This is a genomic window from Hymenobacter norwichensis DSM 15439, from assembly GCF_000420705.1.
Lineage (GTDB): Bacteria > Bacteroidota > Bacteroidia > Cytophagales > Hymenobacteraceae > Hymenobacter > Hymenobacter norwichensis.
On record NZ_ATVL01000008.1, the window covers coordinates 352,585 to 365,164 of the forward strand.

The 12,580-nt window shown below is 55.9% G+C and carries 12 protein-coding genes; 4 read left to right on the forward strand and 8 right to left on the reverse strand.

The features are described 5' to 3' along the window. Positions 1–75: 75 nt before the first annotated feature. Both G536_RS0112570 and bshA read left to right on the forward strand, forming a co-directional pair. The gene (locus G536_RS0112570) at positions 76–3,075 is read left to right on the forward strand and encodes a serine hydrolase domain-containing protein (RefSeq protein ID WP_245575817.1); all 3,000 of its coding nucleotides are present in this window, start codon (positions 76–78) and stop codon (positions 3,073–3,075) included. A 124-nt stretch (positions 3,076–3,199) separates the two neighbouring features. Further along, on the forward strand, positions 3,200–4,339 hold the full coding sequence (gene bshA / locus G536_RS0112575; protein WP_022823951.1) for an N-acetyl-alpha-D-glucosaminyl L-malate synthase BshA: 1,140 nt from the start codon (positions 3,200–3,202) through the stop codon (positions 4,337–4,339). Positions 4,340–4,410: 71 nt separating this feature from the next. On the opposite strand, the gene G536_RS0112580 is transcribed toward bshA, so the two are convergent. Both G536_RS0112580 and G536_RS0112585 read right to left on the reverse strand, forming a co-directional pair. Continuing rightward, a complete protein-coding gene (locus tag G536_RS0112580; RefSeq protein ID WP_022823952.1) occupies positions 4,411–4,941 on the reverse strand; it encodes a 5' nucleotidase, NT5C type in 531 nt (176 codons plus the stop codon). 78 nt (positions 4,942–5,019) lie between these two features. Next, positions 5,020–5,556 (reverse strand): DUF7935 family protein, encoded by a 537-nt coding sequence (locus G536_RS0112585; protein WP_022823953.1) that lies wholly within the window; start codon positions 5,554–5,556, stop codon positions 5,020–5,022. Positions 5,557–5,854: 298 nt separating this feature from the next. Here G536_RS0112585 and G536_RS0112590 point away from each other — a divergent pair, with 298 nt between their 5' ends. Next, positions 5,855–6,208 (forward strand): HesB/IscA family protein, encoded by a 354-nt coding sequence (locus G536_RS0112590; RefSeq protein WP_022823954.1) that lies wholly within the window; start codon positions 5,855–5,857, stop codon positions 6,206–6,208. Positions 6,209–6,246: 38 nt separating this feature from the next. Here G536_RS0112590 and G536_RS0112595 read toward each other — a convergent pair whose 3' ends face one another. The 4 genes from G536_RS0112595 to G536_RS0112610 are packed head-to-tail and all read right to left on the reverse strand — an operon-like array spanning position 6,247 to position 9,025. Then, positions 6,247–6,924, reverse strand: a complete 678-nt coding sequence (locus G536_RS0112595) for a hypothetical protein (protein ID WP_022823955.1) — start codon at positions 6,922–6,924, stop codon at positions 6,247–6,249. Between the two features lie 32 nt (positions 6,925–6,956). After that, positions 6,957–7,916 (reverse strand): MBL fold metallo-hydrolase, encoded by a 960-nt coding sequence (locus G536_RS0112600; protein WP_022823956.1) that lies wholly within the window; start codon positions 7,914–7,916, stop codon positions 6,957–6,959. 19 nt (positions 7,917–7,935) lie between these two features. After that, positions 7,936–8,385, reverse strand: a complete 450-nt coding sequence (locus G536_RS0112605; protein WP_022823957.1) for a GNAT family N-acetyltransferase — start codon at positions 8,383–8,385, stop codon at positions 7,936–7,938. 4 nt (positions 8,386–8,389) lie between these two features. Further along, positions 8,390–9,025: a hypothetical protein gene (locus tag G536_RS0112610; protein WP_022823958.1), complete on the reverse strand. Its 636-nt coding sequence runs from the start codon at positions 9,023–9,025 to the stop codon at positions 8,390–8,392. 80 nt (positions 9,026–9,105) lie between these two features. Here G536_RS0112610 and G536_RS0112615 point away from each other — a divergent pair, with 80 nt between their 5' ends. After that, the gene (locus G536_RS0112615) at positions 9,106–9,990 is read left to right on the forward strand and encodes a hypothetical protein (protein ID WP_022823959.1); all 885 of its coding nucleotides are present in this window, start codon (positions 9,106–9,108) and stop codon (positions 9,988–9,990) included. Between the two features lie 147 nt (positions 9,991–10,137). Here G536_RS0112615 and G536_RS0112620 read toward each other — a convergent pair whose 3' ends face one another. Next, entirely contained in the window at positions 10,138–11,037 is a 900-nt protein-coding gene (locus tag G536_RS0112620) for a ChaN family lipoprotein (RefSeq protein WP_051166944.1), read from the reverse strand. A gap of 122 nt (positions 11,038–11,159) precedes the next feature. Beyond that, the gene (locus G536_RS0112625) at positions 11,160–12,524 is read right to left on the reverse strand and encodes an ABC transporter permease (protein ID WP_022823961.1); all 1,365 of its coding nucleotides are present in this window, start codon (positions 12,522–12,524) and stop codon (positions 11,160–11,162) included. Positions 12,525–12,580: the final 56 nt, after the last annotated feature.

A 12,580-nucleotide genomic window follows, 5' to 3' on the forward strand; every position in this document is an offset into this window, starting at 1 on the left:
TATACCGACCGTCGGACTATCCGGCCCGCCCTCCTTTTCACTCACGGATTCAAGCAAAAGTAGGGCGAATTCCGCTTGCTTTCAACCTTACCTGTCACGCCAGCATTACTACGGGAGCCGATGCTCAAGGATTTTCGGATTAGACTCTTACTGCTGCTTTTGGCCGCGACGGGTCTACTCATCACATCGGCAGTGCCCTACGAAGATGCGGCCCGCCCCCGGTCGGTAGCCGAGCAAAACTGGGTGGACAGCGTGTTCAATTCGCTCACGCCCGACCAGCGCTTAGGCCAACTATTCATGGTGGCAGCCTACTCCAACAAGGACAAGCGCCACGCCCAGAGCATCGAGAATTTGGTGCGCAACCAGCACATCGGCGGGCTGATGTTTTTGCAAGGCGGTCCGCGCCGGCAGGCCATCCTCACCAACCGCTATCAGGCCGCTGCCAAAGTCCCGCTGCTGATTGCGCTGGACGCCGAGTGGGGCCTTGATATGCGGCTGGATTCCAGCATGCACTTCGCCAAGCAGATGACGCTGGGCGCCATGGACGACGACCAGTACATCTACCAGATGGGCCGCGAAATTGCCCTGAAGATGAAAACGCTGGGCGTGCACGTCAGCTTTTCGCCGGTGATGGACATCAACTCCAACCCCGACAACCCGGTTATCGGTAACCGCTCGTTTGGCGAGGATAAAGAACAAGTGGCTAAGCGCGGCGTGCAGTACGTACGCGGGCTGCAAGACCACGGCATTGTGGCGGTAGCCAAGCACTTCCCCGGCCACGGCGACACCGACGTGGACTCACACGTAGCCTTGCCTGTTATCAACTCCGACCTGGCTCACCTCACCAACATGGACCTGTATCCGTTCCAGCAGGCCTTCCAGTCGGGGGTGATGGGCGTGATGGTAGGGCACCTCTACATGCCGCTTTTCGATACGGTGCGCTCCACGAGTGCCACCATTTCGCGAAACCTCGTGACGGGGCTGCTGAAGGAGAAGATGAATTACAAGGGGCTGGTGTTCACCGATGCGCTGAACATGAAGAGCGTGGCCGACCTCTACAAGCCGGGGCAGTTGGATGCGCTGGCGCTGCTGGCCGGCAACGACGTGCTGCTGTTTTCGGAGGATGTACCAGTGGCCCTTGTCAAAATCAAGGAAGCCCTTGCCGCCGGCACCATTGCTCAAGATGACGTGGATCAGCGAATCCGCAAGATTCTACGGGCCAAGTTCTGGGCGGGGCTGAACCGTCGGCAGCCTATTGATGTGCCCAACCTAATGACCAGCCTCAACCGGCCGCAAAGCCGCACGGTGGCCCAGGAAATATTTGAGCACGCCACCACCGTCGTCAAAAATCAGGACGATCTGCTGCCCTTCGTGCGCCTCGACACGCTACGCATTGCCACCGTTACCATTGGAGCAGCTTCGGGCAGCACGCTGAGCGAGATTATGGGCAAGTACCAAAACGGGCCGGTGTATCCGGTGCCCAACCGCTACGCCCCCGATTCCACGTTTGCCCGGATTCTGCCGCGCCTCGCGCCCTACAACACGGTGGTCGTGACGCTGCACAACATGAACAACACGCCCACCCACAACTACGGTATTGGGGATGGGGCGCTGAAATTCATCAAGGAGCTGCAAGCCAACCCGAAAGTTAAAACGGTGGTGGTGGCCATGGGTAATGCCTACTCCCTGAAATACCTGGAAAGCGCCCGGACGCTGGTGTGCGGCTACGAAGACACCTATGCTGCGCAACTGGTAGTACCCCAAATCCTATTCGGGGCGCTACCTGCCAAAGGCCGCCTGCCTGTAACCGTAACGCCCGAGCTGAAAATCGGTACGGGCCTGCCAACCCCCGATTTGCGCCGCCTGCGCTATTCCACGCCGGAGAGTGAAGGGCTGGACTCGAAAATCCTGGCCCAAATCGACAATATTGCGCTGGAATCGGTGGCGTATGCGGCGGCTCCCGGCTGCCAGGTATTGGTGGCCAAGGACGGCGCCGTGGTGTTCGACAAAAGCTACGGCTACTGCACCTACGACAAGGCGCAGCCCGTGAATGCCAGCACGCTCTACGATTTGGCTTCCGTAACGAAAGTGGCCGGCACCTTGCAGGCCATTATGTACCTCAAGGACCAGGGCACCCTGAACCTGGACAGCAAAGTAGCGGCGTACCTACCCGAACTGAAAGGCACCAACAAGCGCGACATGACCGTGCGGGAGGTGCTGCTGCACCAAGCCGGCTTGAAAGCGGGCATCCCGACCTGGGAGAAGACCATCACCAAAACGGGCCCCAAGCCTACCTTCTACGCCAGCACCGCCGAGGCCGGCTTCCCGAACGAGGTAACGCCTAAGCTGTTCAGCGTGCAAACCGCCGAGGATTCGGTCTGGACCTGGGTGCAGCGCTCCAGCTTGCTGCCGAAAACGCGCGGCAAGTACCCGGTGGAATATTCCGACCTAAGCTTCATTATTCTGAAGCGCGTGGCCGAGAAGCTACTGAACCAGCCGCTGGAGAATTTCCTGGACCAGCAGTTCTACAAGCCGCTGGGGTTGGGCACCATGACCTACAACCCGCTGGCCAAGTTTCCGCAGTCGTGCATTGCGCCCACTGAAAACGACACTTACTACCGCCGCACCCAGCTGCAAGGCACCGTGCACGACCAAACCGCGGCCATGATTGGCGGCGTAGGAGGCCACGCGGGTCTGTTTGCCAACGCCAACGACCTGGCCATCCTGATGCAGATGAATCTGCAAAACGGCCGCTACGGCGGGCGCAACTACTTCCAGGCTCCCGTAGTAGCCGAGTTTGCGCGCAGCACGGTAGCTGGCAACCGGCACGGCCTGGGCTGGGACCACGGCGACCCTAGCAAGCCCGAAGGTCCTACGTCCAACCTCTCGCCAGCCACCACATTCGGCCACACCGGCTTCACCGGCACCTGCGTTTGGATGGACCCCGAAAACAAAATCCTCTACATCTTTCTTTCCAACCGAGTGTACCCCGACGCTGGCAACAACAAGCTGCGTCAGTACAACATTCGCACCCGCATCCACGACGTCATCTACAAGTCGCTCATTAAGTCATGATTTGTTGTTTCACGCTGTCTGTTCCTTGACCTGCAATTGGCGGTAAGGCATCCAACCGGGGTGCTTGCCGCCAATTTTTATTTTCAGTGTCCTTGCTCCTGAAGCATCCCCCTCTCCCCCTCTCATGAATATCGGCATCGTCTGTTATCCTACCTTCGGCGGCTCCGGCGTCGTAGCCACCGAACTCGGTAAAGCCTTGGCCCTGAAGGGTCACCGCGTCCATTTCATCACTTACAGCCAGCCGGTTCGCCTCGATTTCTTCAACGAGAACCTGTTTTACCACGAAGTCTACATTCCACCGTATCCGCTGTTCCAGTTTCCGCCCTACGAGCTGGCGCTGGCCAGCAAGATGGTGGACATTGTGCAGAACGAGAAGCTGGATGTGCTGCACGTGCACTACGCCATTCCGCACGCCTCGGCGGCCTATATGGCTAAGCAGATTCTGATTACCAAAGGCATCCGGGTGCCGGTCATCACCACCCTGCACGGCACCGACATTACGCTGGTAGGCAAAGATGCCAGCTACGAGCCCGTGGTAACGTTCAGCATCAATCAGTCGGATGGCGTGACGGCGGTTTCGGCCGATTTGCGCAAGGAAACCTACGAGTACTTCGCCATTGAGAAGGACATTGAGGTGATTCCCAACTTCATTAACCTCGACCGGTTCAAGAAGCAGGACAAGAGCCACTTCAAGGCCGCCATTGCCCCCGATGGCGAGAAGCTGCTCATCCATACCTCCAACTTTCGCTCGGTAAAGCGCGTGGAAGACGTCGTGCACATCTTCGACGGGGTACGCAAGCATGTACCGGCCAAGCTCCTGCTGGTCGGTGACGGCCCCGACCGGCCCCGCATCGAGAAAATCTGCCGTGACCTGGGCTTGACCAGTAATGATGTGCGGTTCTTGGGTAAGCTAGAAGCCGTAGAGGAAGTACTGAGCGTATCGGACTTGTTCTTGATGCCTTCGGAAAAGGAAAGCTTCGGCTTGGCAGCCCTGGAAGCCATGTCGTGCGAGGTACCGGTTATCAGTACCAACGCCGGCGGTATTCCTGAGCTGAACGAGCACGGCATTACGGGTATGGTGAGCAACGTGGGCGACGTAGAAGACATGGTAAAAAACGCCCTCTTCGTGCTGGAAGACGAGAATCTACCCCGATTCAAAGCCGCCGCCCGCGCCCACGCCGAAACCTTTGCTACCGACAAAATAGTGCCACTCTACGAAGCCTGCTACCAGCGTGCCATCGACGCGCAATTAACGGCGGTGTAACTTCAACTATAGCACTGCATTAACATGAAAAAGCCCGCCTGAATCATCGGGCGGGCTTTTGTTATCAATCCTTATAAGAATATCTCCCCTATTTCCAGCCAACTATGTACGCGGCGGTAGCGGGTTTCGTGCACGTTGTGCGGCGCGTTGAACAGAATACCCTCGCCCCGGAAATTGTCGAAGTTAAAGGCATTATCGTCGATGAGGTAGTCAGCGTTCAGGATGCTTTTGTCGCCGCAGAACACGTAGTTACGCCACGGAATAAAGGGAAAGTGCTGTTGCAGCCAGTTGTACTTGTCGAGAAAGGAGTTCGGAAACTCCATAGCCGCAGTGGCAATGAACAACTCGTAGCGCTGCGCCATTTCGCCTAGTACGCGCTGGCTGTCCGCCATGATAGGCAAATCCTTGAAAAAGCCGGGCCGGTTAGGGTACTCTCGCAGCGCCGCCTGATGCTCGGGTGCCACTACCTCGTGGGCATTCTTGCCTTGTAGCTGCTCCAGAGTAATAGTGCTTTGGAAGTCAAGGCCGTACCACTTCTGAAACCGGGCTATGGAATCGGCAATTACCTCATCCATATCTACGGCAATGCGGATTTTCGTCATGGGTGGAGTTATAGCGAGTGGTTGACTTCTAGGCAGTGGAACAGCTTGATAAGCAAGTGAGCTGGCTCTCTGAAAAATCTAGAACAGCCCCGCTGCTTCCCGCTTCACGGCTATCAAGGCGCGCTCAGTTGGGTCAGCCTCTTCATTGATTAGCGTTTCGAGGATGCGCTTGGCCAGTTCGGTGCCGCGTGCCTGCTGGGGTTGTGCAAGCCCTTGGTACGACTTATTGATAACGGTCAGGATGTGCTCTTTAGCCGTCTTTACCTCGGCCCAGGTTTCGGGGCTCATGTAAAGCTGCTGCGACAGATTGTGCTCGTATTCGGCCCGAATTTCTTGAAGTAGCAGGCGGTGATAATCGGGGGCAGTTTGGCCGGCGCTGCCGAGCCGGATAAGCATGTTATTGGGCGTAATACGCTCTAGCAGCAGCGTAACGCGCTCTAAGGCTTGTAAACGCAGCGGCAACGTGGTTTTAGTGGATTCGAGGCGCAACTCAATCAGGCGGCGCTGCTGCTCTTTCTCCAAGTATTGCCGAATCAAGTAAAAAATAGATCCGGCCACGATGAGAGCCGGCAAAACAATCTTAAGCAAATCGAAGAGGTAAGCGGTAGTATCCATCAGAAGAGGTTACGAACAGAAAGTAAGCAGAAGGGATAAGCAGAAAGCTACGACCCAAAGCCGCCGATGGTTGGGGCCAAAAAAGGTAGCTTGGGTAGTGTAAGCCCTCTTTCGAGCAAGCTGGCACGATTTTTCTACTGCCAAAGATACACCGTGAACCCCAGGCACCGCTACACTGTTGTAGTCAACGAAGGCCTTTTCAAGGATATCAAAGGATACCTCTTGAAATAGTCTAGGCTTCACAATACTGTCTGGCTTTGTATCTTTACGGCCTTACTTCCCTAAACAAGAACACACTATGGCAACCGCCGTTTCCACCAAACTTGCTCCTATTAGCCTCACGCCCCGTGCGCTGGAAGAGGTTCGGAATATTTTAGTTGAAAAGAACGTTCCCGGCGAATATGGCCTGCGCGTAGGTGTGCAGGGCGGTGGCTGCTCGGGCATGAGCTATCTGCTCGGCTTCGACAAGCCCAAGGAGCAGGACGAAGTTTTCGACCTTGATGGCGTATTGCTCATCATGGATAAGAAGCACGCCATGTACGTGCTGGGTATGGAAGTTGACTTCCAAGACGGCCTCAACGCCCGCGGCTTCGTCTTCAACAACCCCCAAGCTAAGAGCACCTGCGGCTGCGGCTCTTCGTTCTCGTCGTAAGCAAGCAGTTTTTAGTTATAATTATAAAAGCTCCGACCTCACGGTCGGAGCTTTTGTGTGTGTTCTAGCCAAGCCTGCTCTAATCTATGTTTTGGCTGGTCAACGGCGATCCACGTTGCGAGGTCTATTTCTCCGGGATAATTTACCAACTCGCGGTATGGGTTTTCTGCTAGGATATAATGAAAGTAAAATTGCTCCCCAGTTTGAAGCTGCGGAATGCGGGTACATATTCCACGTTTATCAGACGTTATTGATGTCACTTCAATGAGACTATTCCATAAGGGTGACGCTAATCGTAAAGGCATCCAATCATTCGCGTAAGCTCTTTGCGCCATTGCCTCTTCATCTTCTGCACCTATATGAAGCTGTCGGACACCGTTCTCAAATTCTATTGCACATAAGTACTGCCCAGTGGTGGTTTGGCCTTCAATATTATCTTCTGACTGCAATCCTGCGCTGAAGGTTAACTGTTCGTCACCTGCATTGTGCTTGGTGATGTAAAACAACCAAGCTATTGCTGCTTCTACTTGCATACTTGAGGGTAACCACTCTGGCGGAGTTGTAAGTTTTCGAACCTCTACCGTATGCCCTACAGTCCTGAATATGTCGGCCTCATTTTCAACGGGAAACAGATTATCACTGGTTTGAAGCTGTAACTCAATCAGCCCTAACTGTGACTGATGTGCTTTTCGAAATATGGTAGTAGCAACTGACATAACTTATCTGTAACCGGCTGATGTAGTTCTCATTAAAACTCCAGCGGCTGCCCCTGCTCCGGAAATATTAGCTTCACTTGTAGCTTGTTGGCTTCAGTGAGTTGCTGCCGGATGGTGGCTTCATTGCCAGGCGTGGGCTTGATGTGGGTGACAACCACCGGTAAGCCACGAAGGGCGGCTAGTCCCGTTAGCTGGCTAAGGTGCTGCATTTCCTGCATCAGCAGGGCGGGCGTTAGGTGCCCAAATAGCTGCTTCTCCGGCTGTTCGTTGGGGTACGAGGCTTCGATGAAAATGGCTTTGAGTTGGCGAGCTTTCACCAGCGGCTGCACGGCTTGCCATACCGCGTGCAGGTTATGGCTCTGCTCTACGGCATCGGCGCCGGTGTCGCCGAGGTACAGGAGGTAGCTGTTCTGGTAGCGTACCAGGAATGCCGCGCTCTGGTAGGGCTTGCCGTGGCTGAGCGCAAACGCCTGTACCTGGAGTGGCGTGTGCTCAATAGCCGTTTCCTGCTGAGGCACCAACTCCCGCAACTGGTATTTGCCCATGGCTGGTGGGTTGCCGCCACTCCCAAAATTAGGCCAGGCCCGCCAGTTAAAATAGTCGTTCTGAATGGTGGATAGGCAGTTCTGAAGGCCGTAGATGCTTTTCGGCGTATCATCGGGGGCGTTGAGCAGCAGGCCAGCCACATGGTCCAGGTGGGCATGCGAAATCAGGTAGGCTTTGATGTTGGTGCGCACTACGTTGCTGGTCGGCCCGGTAAATACCTTGTTGGCAACGGCCTTTTCCACACCGCTATACACCGTGCCGGCATCCAAACACACGTAGTCAGTAGCGCCAGCCGGCGCCACCAGATACGCCGAAAGGTTGTTTTCGGCCAGCCCACCTTTCACGCCCAGCGGTACTACTGTGAAGGCGGGGGCAGTTGTTTGGGCCCTAACGTGCAGGCCAGCACCCAATAACAAAAACAGCCAAAGCCCATCCCGAAGGCGCATACAAGTGCAGTTATAATTATCAGACGCTATTCAAGTGACTTTCCCACTCTTCTGCTATCATTTCAAACCGGACCTCACCGCTGCTGCTATGGCCAGTTTCCTGCCAGCCGTGTCGCCGGTAGAATTCCTCGGCGCGAGTGCCAGGAGCAGTACTGAGTGACACGGTTTGCGAGGTTTGGGCGAAATACCACGCCAGCATCAGGTGGTGCAGTTGCTTGCCGATGCTGTGCCCCACAAACTCGGGCCGCACGAACAACGCCCATATGCTGTGCCCCTCTAAATCGACAATGGCAAACCCAACTACCTGCCCTGCTACTTTGCACAGCCAGCCTTTGCCGCGGCGGGTGAGGTAGTCGGCAGTATTTTCGGCGGTTACCAGGGCTCGGTTGCGCAATACGTTTTCCGTCACGGCGTAGCGCACTTCAAATAGGGCCGGAATATCGGCAAGGGTGGCTTCGCGGAACAGCATGGAACTAACTGAAATCGTAGGGGTAGCCGATAACTTGCAAATCCACTTCCAGCGCGGCCCAGTCGTTTATCTCGCTGTTGATGGCCAGGACCAGGGGTTTGGTAAGCGGCTCGTGGCGGTAGATACTGGCTACGGCTTCGGTTTCGATGGGTTCCCGCTCGGTTTCGTCGAGGTAATATTCGTTGGCCCACTCGGCGTAGGTATCGGGGTTGCCGTCGAAGATATCCAGCAGGTCTTCCGAACCGTCATCCTCGTTGTCGAGGGGGCCGGTTTGCCAGCCGTAGCGCAGCGTGTACCAAAGGCAGAACGTAGTACCGATGGAGTTAACTGGCTCCCCAAACACAAACTCGTCGAATACTGCGGGCAGCCCCCGGGTGATGCGTGATTTTTCGGGCTGCTCCAGGCCATCGGCGTAGCCGTTTATCACGCAGCCTTCGGGCCGGAACAACACTAGCATTTGGTCCCCTTCGCCGTCGTTCATCTCGAAAAACTCTTCCCCTGCATCCCAAGTGGCATCGTAGGAATAATAGCGGTACTCGGGTTCGGGCGAGTTGAGGGCATCAAGCACTGCCAGCGCCTTACACAGGCGTTGCAACGCGCTGCTGTCGGGCAACCCGGCGTGGTTCTGAGTGGAAATCATAGCGGTGTGGTTGGTGGAAGCTGCTTTTACGGGGCCTAAAATAAAGCCAATAAGCTACATTGGCTTTTCTTATTTCTCCTATGCAGCTATACTCCTACTGGTCCTGGGCAACGCTCGACTGCCGCAATGCCGATGGCAACCCGTATTATCTCACTGCTTACGCGGGCAGCGACACCAGCCCGGCAGCAGCCAAAACTGCGGCGGAGCAACTAGTGCAGCAGCGCTACACCCGCCTGCTCGCTGGCGACAAGTTAGGTGAATACCCAACAGGCTCGGCCCCGCTGCGCGAGCAATTAATCCAGCGCGTCCACGACTCCCAAGGCAACCAAATTGCGGCTCTCACCCGCAACCGCTACGGTAGTCTTGTACTGAATGCTCCGCGCCTGATGATGTTAGATGTAGACGACCAAGGCTTACAACCAGAACCGGAGTCAGAGCCCTTCAGCCTACGCCATTTTCTGCGCAACCTGTTCAGCCCGCTTCCACCTCCGCCACGCTTATCTCCTCCCGAACTGCGCGAACAGTTGCGGCTGCGTCTGACGGCTTGGTTGCAACTGTATCCCGACTGGAATTTCCGGCTTTACCGCACCTGCTTAGGTTTCCGCCTCCTTGTCACGCACCAACTTCTAGACCCCAATAGCCCGAAAGCCCAAGAGGTCTTTTCGGCGATGCGCACCGATAAAATCTATGTGCGCCTGTGCCAGATGCAGAACTGCTACCGCGCCCGACTCAGCCCGAAGCCCTGGCGCATCGGCTGGCGGCGCCCACCCCATAGCTTTCCTTACCGAGGGCCTGAAGAAGAGCAGGAACAGCAACAATGGGAACAGCAGTACATCGTTCGGAGCGAGGCGTTTTCAGTGTGCGAATGGGTCGGTGAATACGGCAGCAGCTATGTTCTTCCCGAGGTAAAATCCCTTATCGAGCTGCACGACGAAGTGTGCCTGGGTGGCAAAAAACTAGCGTAGCAGTAGGACCGGCCGCCCAATCTGGCTGCGTAGCCGGCTGGTTTCAACCACTAAATAGCCAATCATAAATAATCAGATAAAGAACAATAATTATTTATCTGATATTCAAATAGTTGAAATCTCTATTGCTTACCACTGACTGCCTGCTTAATAGGTCTTAGTCATATCGGCAGGCACTGCCAACACAAAATCAGCTTTTTGCTGGTTGTCCTTGTCTAGTTTATCCAGCTGCTCCTGCGACACGGTGCTGATGGTCAGCACTTTCAGCTTGGGATTTAGTTGGCGCAGATAAGCCAAAATACCGTCGTGGTTGTCGGAATGGTAGCTACCGTTGAGATGTAGCAGCAGCTGGCCATCGGTGCGGGCTTGGGCTAGGAAGTGCGCCATGGTGGCATCTTTGAGTGCCTGCGCTTGAATGATGTTCTGTACGTCAGCCGCATGGGCTGCGTCGCCGCCGAACATCTTGGCCATGTTTTTATACCCAGGCAGCTCGTAATCAACGGTAATGGGCAGCGGCACTATCCAGGCTTTTTCTTCGGCGGGCAAGGTGTTCAGGGCTGTGAGACTGCCTTTGGCTACCTGCGAGGCGTAACGGCGCGGCACGTTGGTGCCCACCACCCGAAACTTCTGTTGCTTTGCCAACTGAAGCAGCGGCTTGTAGTCGGTGGCGTAGTTGGGCCAGGGACGGCTTTGCTCCTCGAAGCCTTTATCGTCTAGCTCGCCGGTGGTGTACTGATCCACCAAGGGCTGCACATCGCGCTCCAGCATTTCCAGGCCCAACACAAATTGTCCCTGCTTGAGGCGAGCCAGGTCTTTGGTAAGCTGCAATTCCAGCCAGTGCCCGATAGGGTCGTTGTGCTGCTCCCCGAAGAACACCACGTCGGCCGCGGCTAGCTCCTTCAGCATCTTGTCGTAGTCGGCGGGCTTGCCGGTGGCCGTAAACAGGCGGTAGGCGGGCTTATCGGCCGCGGTGAAGCTGCTAAGCAGAACCAGCACCAGCCAGACCGCAAGCGGCCGAAGAAACGGTTGAAAGCGTTGTGGATGCATGCACGAAGATAGGCTGTACGCCGCAGGAATCGTTGTGCGTGGGCTTTGGCTCTACGCAGAAAGCCCCGGCACCGTATGGCACCAGGGCTTTCAAAATTAAGGCCGGCCAACGCCGCGTTGCGCTAACCTTTGTAGAACATCCAGCGCGACAACTCGCGGTAGTTCACCTTCTTACCGTACATGAGCACGCCCACGCGGTAGATGCGGCTGGCTACCCACGTAGTGAAGATGAAGCCCCCCACCAGCAGCACCGCCGACAGCAAAAGCTGCCACATGGGCACCCCAAACGGCAGACGCATCACCATGGCAATGGGTGAGGTGAACGGAATCATGGACAGCCAGAACGCCAGAGGTCCGTTCGGGTCGCCGTTGATGATGACGTTGATACTGACGATATAGCTGAGAATGAGCGGAATCGTGACCGGGAACATGAACTGCTGGGCATCAGTCTGGTCATCAACGGCGGCCCCGATGGCTGCAAACATGGACGAGTACAGCAGGTAGCCCCCCAGGAAGAAGAATAGGAAGCCCCCAATGATGGACCCGATGGGCAGCCCATCCAGAAAATCAAGCGGGCTGGCAGCTACCTCCGGGGCGGTAGGCGCGGTGGCCTTGGCAGCATCGTAGGTGGCTGACTCACGGTTGTTGGCGGCCTCCTGCACTCCCGCTGCGGCTGCCGCAGGCGGCGACTTTTTCATACTATCTGCCAGCAGGGGAGCCGCAACCGTGGTAAGGCCCCACGACAAGACAATCCACAGGGCAAACTGCGTGAACACCACCGCCGCAATGCCCAAAATCTTGCCCATCATCAACTGAAAGGGCTTCACCGACGACAGCATCACCTCCATAATGCGGCTGGATTTCTCTTCGCTCACACCGCGCATCACCTGCACGCCGTAGATGAAGATGAACATATACACCAGAATCGAGAGCAAATAAGCGGCCCCAGTAGTAGCGCCGACGTTGTTCTTGCGGCCGCCTACCTGGCTCAGGTCCACGGCATCCATATCCACGTTAGCCGACAGGTTTTCAATGACGGTTTGGTTGAGGCCCGACCGTTTCATCTTCAGCTCGCCAACCGTTTTGTTTACGGCTTTGCGGATGTTGTTCTGGCGCTTCAGGCTGACGTTGCCATCAGCCAGCAACTGAATTCCTTTGCTGTTGTCGAGGGAGAAAGTGGGCGGGAAATACAGCAACGCGTGTTGCTTGGGCTTGGCCTTTTTGAAAGCCGCCGTGGCTTCGGTCAGGGAGTTGCCAGCCGCCGGCACAAACCGCACATCATCGTTACCCACCAGGTTGGCAAGTACTTGCTGCCCGCTCTCGTCGCGGACGGCCACTACGTCAACATCCGAAGAGCCCGACAGCTTGGCAATGCCCACCGTAGTGCCGGCCAGCAACAGCGGCGCCAGCAACGACATAATCAGAAAGCTTTTTTTCCGAACGCGCGTCAGGTATTCGCGCTGGATGATCAACCAGATTTTATCCATGATTTTATATTGGGGAGCTAGAAGCGAGGAGATAGAAGCTAGAAGTGAGGAGCGTA